Raw genomic sequence first — 16,071 nt, forward strand, 5'->3', positions numbered from 1 at the left:
GACATTACTATACTTCTACTGTCGAAGAGATTGATTGTAAATTCTGTTCATTCGGTTTATAAAATGCCTTATACCAGGTAATAAATCTGGAAATCCCAACGTGCACCGTAGTCAAAGGTTTATAATTTAAAACCCCTTTTAAATTGGATACATCAGCGCATGTCTCGGCCACATCACCCTCCTGCATAGGTAAAAACACTTTTTTTGCAGTGCGGTGAATTTGTTTTTCTATCTCGTTTACAAAATCAAGTAGACTAACGGGAGCACCACCACCAATATTAAAGATTCGGTAAGGAGCTTTTGAAGTAGCCAGATCTGGTTTTTGGGCATCCCAATTGGGGTTGCTTTCAGCGGGCGCATCAATCACATGTACAATGCCATCAACAATATCATCAATATAGGTAAAATCACGTTTCATATTACCGTTATTGAAAACCTCAATAGGCTTGCCTTCTAACATAGCTTTTGTAAAAATAAACAGTGCCATATCTGGTCGGCCCCATGGCCCGTAAACAGTAAAAAAACGGAGCCCTGTGGTACGTAAATTAAACAGATGACTATAGGTATGCGCCATCATTTCATTGGCTTTTTTCGAAGCAGCGTACAACGAAACAGGATGATCGGCTATATCATGTTCATTAAGGGGCATTTTCTTGTTCAATCCGTAAACGCTGGAAGAACTCGCATAAGTCAAATGTCCCACTTTAAAATGCCGACAGCACTCTAAAATATTCAAGAATCCTTTGATATTTGAATCTATATAAACCTCGGGATTTGTTAAACTATAGCGTACTCCAGCCTGGGCTGCCAGATTACACACCGCATCAAATTTATATTTTTGAAAACAGGCTTCCAAGCGCTCTTTATCCAGCAGATCAAGTTTTATAAATGTATAGTTAGGATAGTTTGCACTGCAAACAGGTTTTGCATATTCCAATCCAGCTATACTAATACCGGTTTCTTTAAGTCGAGCATATTTTAATCTCACATCATAATAATCATTTAAATTATCGATACCGACTACTATATCGCCCCTATCTAACAACCGCTTGGCCAAATGATAGCCAATGAAACCAGCAGTGCCGGTAACTAAAATTTTCATAAGATTTTAAGTTTAAAAGATGAACTAATAACCCTTTAAAATAAAGGGAGAAACGAGGATGTCTATATTAAACAAGCATGAGCACTTGTAAATCAAATTAGTAAGTGGTTACCGATGTATAACCTTCGAAGCTTTTGTTCCTTATAAAATTTGACAAGATGAGTTCAGTAAAGCGTCGCTTTGATAATTTATAAAAAAACAAGCAGGTATATTATCAATTTTTTGCTGCAGGATATCCTGAACCATCTAAGGTGTAAGCATATTCGCGGCCATTAGCAACCGGATCTGTATTATCAGTGGTAGAGAAATAGAGTGTTGTACCCCAGTGGCTAAAGCGCCCTTTTCCTAAATCACGGATATCCTGATGTGGGGAATGAGGTGGATGTAACTCTACACCATTTTCAAAAATCCGGAGAAGTGAGGCTGAGGGCGCCTCGTTTGAATCTCCCCCATCTATTACATACCCAATTTTCCAGGCATACCCACCATCAGATCTTAAGCCATCAAAATCTATGGCAAATAAACCTGCTCTTATCTCTACAGGTGTTTTTACTTTAACAGGTGCCGGACTTTCTAATCCTTTTTTACAACCATTGAGAAAAATGAATATGCCTATTAACATAATTAAAGGCACTATTTTTTCAAGAAACTTTTGCTTGCGTCTCATGTGATTTAAATTAAAGTGTAACAATATCCTTTTTATTTAAAGGCCGTTTACAGTGGAAAGGCTTTTTAATAAGGAGTTAATAAATATTTCAGGTGTCCTGTTATACAGATATTGCTTAATTACTGGGCTTGAGCTTCCAATATTTTTATCAAGTGCTTTTCCAATACCGATCACCAGTTCATTAACGCTATCTGGTTTTACTTTCAAGATTCCGGGTATTGTTTCTATTCCCCCGGCGCAAAGAGTTGTAACGACTGATGGATTTACAGACATCATTTCCATTAGTACGTTCGGAAAACCTTCCTTAATAGATGATACTACACATGTTTTCGCCTGCTTAAAATAAGGGATAGGGTTATCGATCCTGCCTTTTAGTATGACGCGATCTGTAAGTCCCAGGGTTTCAATTAACCTGTTTAGCTCAGTTCTTTTGCCCCCCTCACCTAATATCAGCAACTTTAAAGTTGGATATTGCTTTTCGATATAGCTAAAGGCATGTATTAAAACCGCAAATCCTTTTTCAGGAATCAGTCGTCCGGCAGCGCAGATAAAGTCCTCGGTTGTATCCGCATCACTTAAGGGTAATTTGGCCTTAGTACTAATTAGCTTTAGGTTTATAGGGTTTCCCTGTACTATTACCTTTTGGTTTGGTATAAAATTTATATGCCGTAGAAATTGAGAGCGCATCAAACTTGTTTGGCAAACAACAAGATCTACAGCCGGATATCCTAAATAATAAGCCAGTTCATAACTCATTTTTTTTAATCCGGTAAATCTGGTAAAGACAGAGGTACACTCGCGTACAATAAGCTGAGATTTTATATAACCTACCCTTTTTAAAAACCCCAAATAAGCGTTCAAGTAAGGGTGAGTGCTGATCAAAATGAAATCTTTTCGGTAAGGTTTGAGTAACTTTATAAGTTTTAAAAAACCCACAAACATGCTATTGCTGCTTGCGTAACACAACGATTGCCCGCTCGGGATATCTAAGCCACCAAAGTTTACTTTTTTTGCAAATATCATCGGTGCCCCTATAGCGCTTGCAGCCATAAACAACACATTTTCTGCACCGTTAGCCGCGTTGGTCATGGAAACAAAAAGTACATTTTTATCGGTTGTAGGTATTTTGCCAGGATTAGACATGACTTCTGATCTTTCTAACAATTTTTTTTAATGGGGTAAACACACTAAACTTGTTGCGTTTACCATCGACAACCAGCAAACCTTTTGCAAAATTTATAGTATGCAAACCGATGTTGTAAGGATGCTGTGGTAACAACTCAAAAACAGTTCGATATTGAAATTCAGTTTCATTAATATGAGTAATTTCATTGATCATAATTGAACCACCATAACATTTTCCGGGATTTTGACTTGGCATATATAATTTTTGATCAACAATAAATAACCTCCCGGCTGACCTACTGGCATGGTTTTCAACCGCAATTGGGTTTAAGCTATGTGCCTTAAATGTGCCGAGTAGAGTATTTGAATAATATATATACAATGCACCTGGTTTTCCGGATACACTGGTAAACAACCAATACTTATCATTATACTGTATAATAGAACTATCTACGAAATCATCTCCGTCTAAAATGGTCCTTACTTTTTTAAATTTCTGTAAATTATCAGTGTCAATCTGATATAATAGTACCTGTTTAATTGCAGAGGTTTCAGGAATACAGTAAAGTTTATCTTTTTCACTAAACAAGTAAGGATAAGAGAAATGTATAGAACGGTTCATTATAATTTTAACCTTCTTTTTGTCTTTAAAGCTTAATCCATTGGTAACCATTATTTCGCCTTTACCCTTCAAGAAGTTTAACTCTTCATAAAAAATATGATAATTCCCATTTATATGGACAATAAAGGGATCGGCTGCATAATCAACGCTATCTTCTTGAAGCCAGTTTATTTTGTCATTTAGCTTCTGTGAATTAATCAGACTTTCAGGGCTTTGATTAATATAACCGATATTCCACTTATCACTCTTAAATAGCTTATCAAAAACCATTTGAAGTTTTATGGCCAAACTCATGATTTAAACATTTTATTGAAAAAAGATAAAATCAATGTGGGTAAAGGCAAATAATCACTTTCCTGTATCAACTCTCCTCCAAAACTGTCTTTAAACTGATTTATTCTTTGAAGTGCTGCGTTATTCGTATTCGCCGCATAACCTCCTAAATCATAAACTTCAAATCCGCGTTCCTTAAAAAAGCACATATCTTTAAAGTGTAATAAGCGATTTGCTCTGCCTATAGTCGCTTTAAGCTGGGGCGCTTCCTCATTCCTAAAAAGCGAGGCTGAATATAACAACCTCACCCTTTTCTGCTCACCATCAACAACATAAGCATGCATAACAATATCTTGTTGATTGTAAACAGCTTTGGTAATAACGGTATGAGATCTATAATTACTAAAATTCGTCTTGAGTTTTGGCAAACCTTTGGTTTGGGAAAATAAATTATAAAAATTAATAAATCGGGTAAAATTCGTTTCTGTAGTTGTTGTTACACCATCTCTAACAGCCCGCCTGATCTCATAAATGGTTTTTTGATCAAAGGCTGATTCAAAAGCGGTCACCGGAGTGCTTATATCGATAGTTTTGGTATAAAATGCTTCCTGGTAATATCCTGAAACCGTTTTGTTATAGGAACTTTGTTTGTAATAGCTAAAAAGACATCGCCACATTTGGGGTCTGCCTGCAAACCAAATTACACGAACAGGCATCAGGCGAAAAGCCTGGGTTTTGATCTCGATCATAAAATAGGTTATCATTAACGGGGCCTAAACTGTTTGATATACTGGAAAAGTGCTTATTTTTTGATTCTCTAACCACTGTTTGAGTACCAGCAGCTTCCAAATTTGAGGTGCGCGGTTCCATTTACCGGTCATATGATCATTAATCATGTCTGATGCAGTTTTTGCCTCAATACCTGGTATATTTTTCAGGTCATGCAATGATAGCTGATCAAGTACATAATCCTTAAGCTGGTGCCTAAACCAATAACTAAAAGGCATAGTAAAACCCGACTTAGGCCTATCAAATAAGTGAGCAGGTACATATTGATATAAAATGTCTTTTAATATTCGTTTCTGTATTCCAGCGCCATATTTATAATTATCTGGGAGTTGTTGCGCGAATGTTACTACCCGATGATCCATTAGTGGTGCCCGCGCTTCTACTGCAAAAGCCATCGAAGCTCGATCTACCTTCGTATTGATATCACCGTTTAAATAGGTTTTGATATCAAATGCTGACATTTTTTGTAAAAAACTTCCTGATTCTGCAGACAACATATCCATAAATGGCACATTTAAACCTGCCTGAGGTTGTTGTAGCCATGAATATTCTAATCCACCAAGCATGAGCGCATATAGCAAATCAACTGTTGCTGTACTCATACCCATTGCAATGAGCTTATGCCGATAGTCTGGTGATAGCTTTACAAGCCCCCCCATGATTTTGCGCAATACAAGCGGGCAATTAAAAAATTGATTGGCCATATTTAGCCATTTATACCTGGAGTAACCCATAAAACTTTCGTCACCTCCGTCGCCACTCAGGGCTACCGTTACATGTTTTTTGGTGTATTTGCTGAGCAACAACGTTGGAATTGCACTTGAATCAGCAAACGGCTCATCATAATATGTACCAAATTCTCCAATTAGCCCGATACCTTCTTCCTCGTCACATTCAATCTCATAATGATCTGTTTTGAGGTATTTAGCAATATTCCTGGCAAAGACACTTTCATCAAACCCCTTTTCATTAAACTTGACGCAGAATGTTTTGATCTGTTTATTATTTTCAGCTGCAAATGCGGCCACCAACGATGAGTCGACTCCTCCAGAAAGAAAAACGCCAAGGTTTACATCAGCATACATCCGTATATTAACTGCATCCTTCAATAGTTTTTTCAGTTCTGTTTTAGCTTGCGAATAGCTTCCGATATAATTGCTCAAACCAACAGGGGCAAGATCCCAGTATTTTTCCGTTTTGAATTGCCCTGAAATAATATCAAAAATGAAAGTATGGCCCGCATCAAGCTTCTTAATTCTCTGCCAGGCTGTACGGGGCTCGGGTATATACCCCCATATAAAATATTCGTTAATGGCTTGCAAATCTAAATCTGGCTGCCTGGCAATCGTAATTTGTGCTGCTTGACTGGCAAATTCAAACTCTAAACCCCGATGGGTATAATAAAAAGGTTTTTTCCCAAGCCTATCTCTTGCACCAAAAAGCAGTTGTTGTTTAGTATCGTAAATTACAAAAGCAAACATCCCATTAAAATGATCCACACAATGTATGCCGTATTCAAGGTAAGCAGCAGCAAGTACTTCTGTATCTGAATCCGTTTTAAATCGATGTCCATATGATTTTAATTCAATTCGTAATTGTTTATAATTATATAATTCACCATTAAAAACAATCTTCAAATGTTCATAGGTAAACGGTTGATTTGAGCGTGGATCCAGATCTACAATTGCCAACCTGTTATGTCCTAAAATTACGGTCTCTACACGCTCAAAACCAGAATAATCAGGCCCACGAAATTGCACTCTTGCCAGCTTTGCCCGAATGATCTCATCATTATAGTAAACAGTTGAGCCGTAGATTCCACACATATCAATTGATTTTAGTATTAATTTTGCAAGAGGCTTTCATAAGCCTTTCCTATTTTATCAAGGGAGAATTTGCAATAAGTATCCGCTTTAATTTTTTCATGCTGCCATGATTGGGAACATGCTTTTATGATCCGCTCTTTTAATTGCATCAAATTGGCTTGCTCGGCTACAAAGCCATTAAAACCTTCGCAAATCATCTCGTCAATTCCCCCTACTCTAAAAGTCACCACCGGAACTCCGGAGGCCAGCGCCTCCAGAATAACGTTCGGAAACCCTTCCGTAAATGAGCACAACACAAAAAGATCATGAACTGAAATTAAGGTTGAAACTTCTTTAACTTCTCCTAAAAAAGTAACCCGGTTATCCAGTTTTCGTAAACAAACGCGGTCTTTCAGATCTCCCATTAAAGGCCCGTCTCCTGCAATGGTTAAAATATAATTTTCGGGTAACTCCTCCATAACTTCGAGCAGCCGAAACAAACCTTTCTCTCTGTTTAAACGAGCCACTATTATCAATTTCTTTTGTGCAGAGTTATATGATTGTTTTTTTATTGCAGATGTATACAAAACCGGGTTGGAAATAACCTTTAACTTATTCAAGCTAATACCATATAATTTGGAGATCGACTGCTGCATCTCAACCGATTGGCAAACAATAAAATTAAACCGGAAGGATAAAAACCGGGTAAATAAATTATAAAAGCGGGATTTAAGACCATAAAATTGTTTCATCTGCTGCGGATTGTTTGACGCCCTGGCTATCAGGTTTGGCACCTTCAAAAAGCAGGCAACCATTGCTGTTAAAATGTTAATATGATCATTAGTTGAAAAAACAGCAAAAGGCTTGGCATCTTTTAAAAGCTTGTATAGTTTAAAGAATGACCTTGAAGCTTTTATCGTTTTAAGATCGATAAATTCTATCCCCTCAATATTGGTCGGAAAACATTGCTCCCTGGCATTTAAAAACACAACAGATACGGAATATGCTTCTTTATTAAAATATTGAGAAAGCAGCCAATAAACCCTTTCGGACCCACCTGCCCCAAGCGATCCGACAATCAGGAAAATCTTTTTCTTCATTATAAAACAATGGTTTGCAGCCGGTCTTGAGCTGCTGAATTTGCCGCTGGTTCAAGCGTCCCTGATGATTCCGCACTATTTTGTTGTTGCGCGTATATTTTTGCTCCTTGCATTACACCGAAATACAAAAACAGGGTTGGACCATCGGCACTCATCAACCATCCGTTATGAGAAAGTGCATTCAGCGATACTGCGATGAAAGAAAACCATAAGGATGGCATTAAAGCATTGTACCTCAATTTTACATGTTGCATAATTTCTCGAGACAGTCGTGTAACTCTATAATAAATAGCCCCTAACAATCCCAAACCTAAAAAAGGACCTAAATAAGTTATAAACATGAGATAAGCGTTATGTGAGGTTAGGCCAAAAGTGAATAAGGGGTTGCGGTAGGTTACATCTTCCCAGGTTTTACCATAAAATATGAGACCAAAGGGATAATCGGCACAGATTTTCAAATTCTCTTCTGCCATGTTTGCCCGGTTAAAATCATTTGCCCCCTTAGCTTCATTTTTTGAAAGAATATTGTTTTTACTATCCAGGGTATCTTTTAACAAATAAGTATAGCTCAGAAAACAAATGATGGTGGCTGCTGCCAGCAATAATACAGCCTTAAACTTGTAATAAATGAATATAAATATCACAGCAGCGGCAGCAAAGCTGATAAGTGCCGAGCGGTTCATACCCAGATAAAGGCATACTATACACGCAAAAAAAACAATAACCTTAATTATCGTGTGCAACTTGAACGTGAACGTGGCTACAAAAACAAAAGCTGTAAAGGCTGCTATTTGATAGCCAAAGGTGAATTGAGTTGTGGCAAGGCCCGAGGGGCTTTGTTTAACAGGTTCACCAAGCATTGTTGATCTTAAGGGATCAATGATGCCTTGCTGTGTATGGTCAAGGATCATCAAGAGCATGGATAGCGATAGTAAAAGGAATATGATGATGACCGATATATTAAAACGTCGTTTATTTAAACCCACAAAATGATTAAAGTAAAACGCGCAGGTTAAGATGGTGATGGCATTGGCAAAAAATGCTTTATAATCTGCCATGCCAACTATATAGTATAAGAACAATGCAACAATGATAAATACGCATTCTTTATAATAGGCAAAATGTTGAACAGGTGCTTTTATAAAAGGTAACAGAAGTATTCCCAAAACTACGGGCGCGGGTACCCGAAAAATATCTGTCATAAAAATGCCAAAGACAAGTGTATACAGATAGGTTAGCACTATGCTAAAAACAATCAACTTTTTAACTAACATATACCGAGTTATTTACTGGCAACCTTTTTTAAAGTTTGCCATATAATTTTAATATCGAGCCACAAATTGTGTTTATCAATATATTCCAGGTTGTATTGGATCTTTGATGGTATAATTTCTTTGATGTAAAATTGCTCTGGCTCATAGGCAGCTGCCAAAAGTTCATTTTCATTAAAATACATAATGGAAGCCTTATCCGTTATGCCTGGTTTTACACTCAATACTCTCCGCTGTTTTGGAGAGTATATCTCCACATATTTCCTTACTTCAGGACGCGGCCCTACAAAACTCATATCGCCAATGAGAACGTTGAATAGCTGCGGCAACTCGTCAAGCTTGTACCTACGCAACCAATAACCGGCTGTCGTAATGCGATAATCATGATGTCCAATAGTTAAAAGTCCAGCTTTATCCGCATTGGCATACATAGTTCTGAATTTTAACAGCTTAAAATCAACTCCATTTCTTCCAACCCGATGTTGAATATAAAACACGCCCCCTCTTGAGTTTATACTGACGGAGATTGCTATAATGACGAATAAGGGTAATAAAATAATAACCCCTATTAGAGCAAAAAACACATCAAAGACCCTTTTCAAAAGCATTGTTTTAAACTTACAATTACACGTTTGCAACAGTGTTACTTGTGCTTGATTCAGTTACAATATCAAGTTGCTTTTCAACAGCGTTAACGACTGAAGAAATAACATAGGTTATTTCTTCAGTCGTTAACTGTGGATATATAGGCAGTGAAATTTCGCAGGCATATTGCTGATAAGCAATCGGATAATCGGTTATCTGATACCCCAGGCTCTTAAAGTAAGTAAGCATAGGCATGGGTATAAAATGCACGTTTACAGAAACCCCGGTAATTGTAATATCATCTATGATCAGATCGCGTTGTGCTTCTGTTATGTTTTTGATCCGAAGAGGGTATAAATGATAACTCGATTCACGTTTTTCATCCATTAAAGGAGGTAGAATAGCCCAATCGTGGTTCTTAAACCTTTCACTGTATTGTAAGGCGATTTGCTTACGTAATGGCAATAATTCGGTTTCATACTTCCTGATCTGGGCTAACCCTACTGCAGCACAAATATCAGGCATATTAATTTTAAGCCCCTGAAAAAGAATATCATATCGCCATCCGCCACCCTGTGCTTTGGAAAAAGCATCTTTGGTCTGTCCATTTAGCGTGTACATTTTAAGATATTTGGATTCTGCTATGATGTCAAACTGTCTTGGCAGATTCAAACTGATGCATCCTCCTTCAGCTGTTGTAATGTTTTTAACCGCGTGAAATGAGAATATGGTTACGTCACTCGCTTTTGCGGCGGCCACACCACCATATCTGGATCCGAGCGAGTGTGCAGCGTCGCTGATCAGTAAAATACGGTTCAATAAGCTTTGTTTAACAGATGTCGCATTGAATAAAGCGGCAATTTCGGGCTCATTGATTAGCTCATGAAGCGCCTGATAATCACATGGCCAGCCGGCAATATCTACAGATATAATAGCTTTTGTTTTTGAAGTAATAGCTTTACGAATCGCATCAACAGATATACAAAAATCTTCGTCGATATCAACCATCACCGGAGTTGCACCACAATGTAAAACACAAAGTGCTGTTGCACAGTAAGTATATGCTGGTACAATAACCTCATCTCCCTCTTTAATGCCGAACCATTTTAACATCAGTATAGCACCCGACGTCCAGGAGTTAACACAAATAGCCGATGCACATGCGGTTAGTTTAACAATTTCCTGCTCTAAAGCCACTACTTTGGGGCCAGTAGTGATCCATTTTGAATAGAGTGTATGTAAAACCTCTTCAACTACTTCATTGTCAATAAAAGGTGGAGAAAACGGTACTATCTTGTTCATATATATATAATGATTAAGCTTATCAGACTCTGGCCGGTTTAGCATATCGAAAACGATAAACCTGTTTTTTTAAAAAGTCAAGTATTACCCTACGATAAATGAGGTAGTATTCTTTAATATAATCTTTCCAGGAGTAATCTCTAAAGGTCAATTGCGAAAGGGATACGAAGTGCGGGTAATTTTTGGCAATAAACTGTTCGAGTTTTTCAAAAGCCTCGTCCGTACAAGTTTCTGGGTGATAATTAAATGTCCAGGTGTGCTTTGTTTTTAGGCAGACTTCCGAGAGCTGAACAGGTACCCAACCAAAGCCTAACCTAATATAGGGCGAATGTAATAGGCCATCGCTGATGATCAATACTTCAGAGTGCTTACCAAGTGCCTTAAGTGTATTATAGTCAAAAGTATGCGCCGGAGCTATAAAAAGTGGAGTACGAACCCCCTCCCGATTAAATATTGCAACGGCAGCTTTCACTTTTTGTTCCTGAACATATAGCGGTAAACCTGCAAATTCTGAACGGCCATTGATCCGGAATAAACCTGAATTATTATTTTGATAGAGATGTTCAAAACCATGCATTCCAATGATATAGCCTTTTTTTTGAAGATGCCGAACAAGCGGCCAATAGTATGGGTTAAACTGACCACATACACTCAGCTTAGGGTCATGATTATTAGGTATAACCGCAATGATGGGTTTAATATCATAGAGATCAAAAAGATTAAAGAATCTTTCCCACTTTTTCAGGTTGTTGGTTGGACATAAATCATCCAATCGTATTAAATATTGTACCATACAGCCCCCTATTTACTTTAATCCACTTATAATTAAATGTTATTTAAAAGCAAGCTTTCCCATTGTTTGCCAATTAGAGTGGGACTATTGGTATCATTAATATTCAAGGCACATTTACTTAGCTCGCCCCTAAGTTGTGGAGCATTTATTAACCTATTGATGGCGTTTGCCAGATCGGTAGTGTTGGTAGCCTGAACCAAAAGTCCATTTTGTTCATGATTAATAATCTCAGATGGACCAAACTCACAATCCATAGCAATACAAGGACATCCAAAACTCATGGCCTCAACCAGCGCATTGGGATAACCTTCATTTCTAGAAGGTAACACGAACAATTCTGCCTGACTATAATAATCCTGGAGATTTGTTTTAGAACCTGCAAGAATCACTTTATCCCTTAATCCCAGATTATAAATCTGGCATATTAAATTGCTTTTTTCACTGCCATCTCCAACAATAACCAGATCAATATCACTCAGCTGTGCATTGCTAAAGGCCGCTATCAACATATCGAAACCTTTTACATGCTCTAAGCGCCCCACCCCAAGTATAAACCGACGATGATGCACTGGATTGCCAGACACTGTATTAAATACAGGTACGGCATTCGTTATTCTGCAGATATTCTTGAGGTTTTTGAAAGCCTTATTTTCACGAATACACTCTTCAATTCCTTGTGCCCCTACTACAACGGCCTTTGATTTCTGATATAATAAAGCAATTAACACTTTAGCCTTATCTCCGAATTGATTGATACTGCGTTTAGGTGATGTTCGTTCTGAAACGACGAAAGGTATGCGCAAAACACTACAAGTAACCCCAGTCCAAATATTTGCCGAAGTAATAAAAGATAAAACGCTATCCGGTTTTTCTTTTAGTAGCAGCTTCATTAATTTATAAAACGTAAGCCACATATATTTCAATCTGTGTCGGAGCTTATTATTTTTTCTATCAAGCAGGTAAATAACTTTTACTTCTTTATTTATATCGTATGCAGGTTCACTCCGATTTAATGTTACTATTATCGAAACACAGCCTTTTTGATTGAAATGGTTAGCTATAGAAATGAGCACTCGTTCTGCTCCGCCACCCATCAAAGAAGGTATTACAAAAAGTATCCGTTGCTTTTTTGGCAAAGCAGATGTGATTTCCATGAAAATAAAAGGCTAAAGCAAAAACTTCACTGTGTTATAGGCTTTCTTTACTTTAAACTGTCTCAACTCAAACAGTAAGTATCGCTGAATATATAATAATAAAAGTTTCTTTTTTTGTATGGCCGGGTAGTTGAAGTGGGTAATAATCAGGTTAAAGTCACTGATCATCCTTTCCATTCGGTCACTCGCCTTGATCATACTCCACACGCCACCGGTATGATTACGGTAGCAGCTCATTACCTCTGGCATCACATAAATTTTGCGTCCGGTATAATGAGTCGCAAAGAGTTTAAACATTTTATCGCCCGCATAACATTTAAAGAACCATGGTCTGTTAAATAATTGATGTACTTCAGCCACATTACGGTATAATACTGTTGCTGTTTTGGTTTCCTCCTGCTTACCGGCGAGCAAATCATGATAACTATGTATCAGAGGCATAGGCTTGGGATTGACGTATAAAGTATTATTGTTTTCATCAACTACCCGGGTATAATGGCAACAAATAATATATTCAGCATTTTTCTCCAGAAAATCTACTTGTTTCTGAAGTTTATAGGAATCTGTCCAATAATCGTCTCCTTCACAAAGAGCAATATATTTTCCTCGACACACTTTAAGCGTATTGATGAGATTATAATGAGACCCCATATTCTTTTTTGTAGAAACCAGCTTGATCTTAGCCGGATATTTCTCTAAAAATGATTCGACAACTTTTGAAGTTTCATCGGTAGAACAATCATTACCAACTACTATCTCAAATTCAAAATTGGCTTGTTGCATTATAAAACTTTCTATTGCATGGGCGATAAATTTTTCATGATTATAGGTAATGCAGCAAATACTTACCATTGGATTCTGCTTGTTCATCATGCCCCATTTTCTTTAACCGTTTGGATATTGATTTCAGATTCGATCTGATCGACAATCAGTGCTCCGAAATTTTTCGATACTGCTTCATTGCTTTCATTGTTCTGGATTCTTAACAACAAGCGACAAATAAGATCTAAATCAGATAAGGTTAAAGTATGATACATGGGCAGGCACATGATCCTGCTGGCAATAGAATCGCAAACCGGCATTTCCACATTTTCAACATAAGGTAATGCAGATAAGGAGGGGTAAAAATAGCGGCGGCAGTATATTTGTGCCAGTTCCAACTTAGCCTTACATTCCTTCATTAAATCCTCGCTCTTGAAAAGTATAGGAAAATAAGCATAATTATAATCCTCCGCATTATCCAATTGTTGAAACTGTACGTCAAGTCTGTTTAAACGAAGTTTATAATGCGAGGACAAGTACTTTCTTTTTTTAAGAATTTCATCAATATGGGGCAAATTACATAAGCCCATTGCTGCATGAAACTCACAGTTTTTAGCATTGATACCCAATTCGGCAAATTCATCTACTCCGGAATATCCAAAATTGCGCATGAGTGCCATTTTTTTTAACAGATCGGGCTGCCGGGTAAATACGGCCCCTCCTTCAATGGTATGGAATAACTTGGTAGAATGAAAGCTTGTTGTGCTTATGTCTCCATATTCAAATATTGACCTGTTTTTGTATCGGGTACCAAAACAATGCGCCGCATCATAAATTACTTTCAACCCGTGTCTATCAGCGATTTGTTGTATAGCATCTATATCGCAAGGGTTGCCATAAACATGTGTGGCCAATATAGCTGAGGTATTCGGCGTTATAGCGGCCTCAATTTTAGCCGGATCAATATTAAACGTATGTGCATCAATATCTACAAATACAGGTTTGCATCCCTGCCATACTATCGTGCTGGTTGTGGCTACAAAAGAAAAAGGTGTTGTAATGATCTCGCCTGTTAAGTTGAGTGCTTTTATGGCAAGTTGCAATGCCATAGTGCCGTTTGATACATAAAGCATGTGATCTAATCCCAGATATTCTTTCAGCTTTAATTCCAGCGTATTTACAAGTGGGCCGTTATTGGTGAGCCATTGCCGCTCCCAAATACTTTTCACATAAACTTTAAATTCTTTCTCAGGGGGCAAAAAAGGTTTGGTTACTGGTATCATTTTTTCAGGATTAATTGTTTAAAATCTTTCATTGCCGATATTTTGATGAGCAAGCTAAAGCCATAGTAAAAAAGGGCATAGCCTATACCAATTATTGCAATGCGCACCAGGTCTGGGGCAAACAGGCGAACGAGTAACATATCTAAAAAGTAGCAAGCGACTCCAATACTACCGGCCAGTATCAGAATGGGCAGAATATCTTCAATTTGCTCCTTAACCGGATAGTGGATCAATTTGCCACTATATATAGAGTTAATGTAATAGGCAACAAAGTTGAAAAACAGCTGAAAGTAAAGCAGCCCATAGATGCCAAAAGAGATGAAAGATAAAATGCCAATGACACTGAGTACTTTTTTAACGATCTCCAGCTTCAGAAACAGGGCGCTTTTACCCATCACTTTTAAAACATTCAGATTGTAAGCATGTAAAGGGTACATGATACCACTGATACAAAGAATCTGGAAATATGGAACAGAAGGTAGCCATTTATCAGTTAGCAAAAACCGGAATAGAGGCTCGGCTACAACACATAAAAAGATAAGTACCGGTGCATTCCAGAAAAGCACCTGTTGCATAAGCCTTTTATATACATTTTTTAACTGTACAACATCATTAGATATTTCAGCAAACATAGGATAGGCCACCTTATTAACCGCCGCAGATATATTACCTATAGGTAATTGACTGATGGATTCGGCGCGGGAGTAAAATCCTAACTGGACTGCCGAGAAATATCTTCCGATAATGATCAGGTAAATATTTTGATAAATTGTATCTAATATTCCTGAGAGGGTCATTTTGTAACCAAAATTGAAATGTTTTTTAAAACACTCTTTATCAAATAAGAGCCCTGGTCGCCATTTCGAATAGATCCAATGCATGGCCGTTGATAAAAACGAAGTACACAAACCCATCCAAACCAAACTCCAAACCCCATAACCTATTTTGGCTAACACTATACCCAGTATGCCACCACTAATAGCAGCGGGGACCTGAATATTAGTCTGTTTCCTAAATTTCAATTCTTTAACTAATAGCGTACTTTGCACTCCAAAAAAGGCATTGAGGACCAGGACCAAACCATATACACGAACAATGGCTATTAAAAGGTGTTGTTTATAAAAGAGTGCAATAAGCGGAGCTCCCAAGAAAAGTATGCCATATAGCATAATGCTTCCAGCCAAGTTAAAATAAAATATGGTCGACAGATCTCTTTGATTCGCGTTGGTGGTTCTGATAAGTGAAGCCGTCAACCCACCATCTAACAAAGTATTTCCTACGGTTATAAAAAGGGATAACATGGCAATCAACCCAAACTGTGCTGGATCAAGTATCCGTGCCAGGAAAATAGAAATGCAAAAACCTACCAGTTTACCGCTTACTTGCTGCCATAAAGACCATAGCACACCGGAAACGGCCTTTTCTTTAAAACTCATGC

Annotated in this window: 15 protein-coding genes; all 15 read right to left on the bottom strand. The window is 37.7% G+C overall.

The genetic code is table 11. From position 1 onward, the window contains the following. Positions 1-7: 7 nt before the first annotated feature. The 15 genes from ACTJKG_RS07765 to ACTJKG_RS07835 all read right to left on the bottom strand — a co-directional run bounded on the left by ACTJKG_RS07765 (position 8) and on the right by ACTJKG_RS07835 (position 16,069). Positions 8-1,102 (bottom strand): NAD-dependent epimerase, encoded by a 1,095-nt coding sequence (locus tag ACTJKG_RS07765; RefSeq protein WP_440738863.1) that lies wholly within the window; start codon positions 1,100-1,102, stop codon positions 8-10. A gap of 214 nt (positions 1,103-1,316) precedes the next feature. Next, entirely contained in the window at positions 1,317-1,769 is a 453-nt protein-coding gene (locus tag ACTJKG_RS07770; RefSeq protein ID WP_440738864.1) for a hypothetical protein, read from the bottom strand. 36 nt (positions 1,770-1,805) lie between these two features. Next, positions 1,806-2,525, bottom strand: a complete 720-nt coding sequence (locus tag ACTJKG_RS07775) for a glycosyltransferase (RefSeq protein WP_440738865.1) — start codon at positions 2,523-2,525, stop codon at positions 1,806-1,808. Between the two features lie 379 nt (positions 2,526-2,904). Beyond that, positions 2,905-3,810, bottom strand: coding sequence for a glucosamine inositolphosphorylceramide transferase family protein (locus ACTJKG_RS07780; RefSeq protein ID WP_440738866.1), 906 nt, complete (start codon positions 3,808-3,810; stop codon positions 2,905-2,907). Next, complete coding sequence (locus ACTJKG_RS07785) at positions 3,807-4,505, bottom strand: hypothetical protein (RefSeq protein WP_440738867.1); 699 nt, start codon at positions 4,503-4,505, stop codon at positions 3,807-3,809. The genes ACTJKG_RS07780 and ACTJKG_RS07785 overlap by 4 nt, the downstream gene beginning before the upstream one ends. A gap of 57 nt (positions 4,506-4,562) precedes the next feature. Next, positions 4,563-6,404: an asparagine synthase (glutamine-hydrolyzing) gene (asnB, locus tag ACTJKG_RS07790; protein WP_440738868.1), complete on the bottom strand. Its 1,842-nt coding sequence runs from the start codon at positions 6,402-6,404 to the stop codon at positions 4,563-4,565. Between the two features lie 17 nt (positions 6,405-6,421). Then, on the bottom strand, positions 6,422-7,483 hold the full coding sequence (locus ACTJKG_RS07795; protein ID WP_440738869.1) for a glycosyltransferase family 4 protein: 1,062 nt from the start codon (positions 7,481-7,483) through the stop codon (positions 6,422-6,424). After that, positions 7,483-8,541, bottom strand: a complete 1,059-nt coding sequence (locus ACTJKG_RS07800; protein ID WP_440738870.1) for an O-antigen ligase family protein — start codon at positions 8,539-8,541, stop codon at positions 7,483-7,485. Before ACTJKG_RS07800 ends, ACTJKG_RS07795 begins: the two co-directional genes overlap by 1 nt. 224 nt (positions 8,542-8,765) lie before the next feature. Beyond that, complete coding sequence (locus tag ACTJKG_RS07805) at positions 8,766-9,362, bottom strand: sugar transferase (RefSeq protein WP_440738871.1); 597 nt, start codon at positions 9,360-9,362, stop codon at positions 8,766-8,768. 16 nt (positions 9,363-9,378) lie between these two features. After that, positions 9,379-10,641, bottom strand: a complete 1,263-nt coding sequence (locus tag ACTJKG_RS07810; protein WP_440738872.1) for a DegT/DnrJ/EryC1/StrS family aminotransferase — start codon at positions 10,639-10,641, stop codon at positions 9,379-9,381. Positions 10,642-10,663: 22 nt separating this feature from the next. After that, on the bottom strand, positions 10,664-11,434 hold the full coding sequence (locus ACTJKG_RS07815) for a DUF2334 domain-containing protein (protein WP_440738873.1): 771 nt from the start codon (positions 11,432-11,434) through the stop codon (positions 10,664-10,666). A 32-nt stretch (positions 11,435-11,466) separates the two neighbouring features. After that, on the bottom strand, positions 11,467-12,588 hold the full coding sequence (locus tag ACTJKG_RS07820; protein ID WP_440738874.1) for a glycosyltransferase: 1,122 nt from the start codon (positions 12,586-12,588) through the stop codon (positions 11,467-11,469). 12 nt (positions 12,589-12,600) lie between these two features. Beyond that, a complete protein-coding gene (locus ACTJKG_RS07825) occupies positions 12,601-13,461 on the bottom strand; it encodes a glycosyltransferase family 2 protein (RefSeq protein WP_440738875.1) in 861 nt (286 codons plus the stop codon). Continuing rightward, positions 13,458-14,633 (bottom strand): DegT/DnrJ/EryC1/StrS family aminotransferase, encoded by a 1,176-nt coding sequence (locus ACTJKG_RS07830; RefSeq protein ID WP_440738876.1) that lies wholly within the window; start codon positions 14,631-14,633, stop codon positions 13,458-13,460. Before ACTJKG_RS07830 ends, ACTJKG_RS07825 begins: the two co-directional genes overlap by 4 nt. After that, positions 14,630-16,069: a lipopolysaccharide biosynthesis protein gene (locus tag ACTJKG_RS07835; RefSeq protein WP_440738877.1), complete on the bottom strand. Its 1,440-nt coding sequence runs from the start codon at positions 16,067-16,069 to the stop codon at positions 14,630-14,632. Before ACTJKG_RS07835 ends, ACTJKG_RS07830 begins: the two co-directional genes overlap by 4 nt. Between the last annotated feature and the right edge of the window lie 2 nt (positions 16,070-16,071).

It is taken from the genome of Mucilaginibacter sp. 22184 (assembly GCF_052045695.1).
GTDB lineage: Bacteria > Bacteroidota > Bacteroidia > Sphingobacteriales > Sphingobacteriaceae > Mucilaginibacter.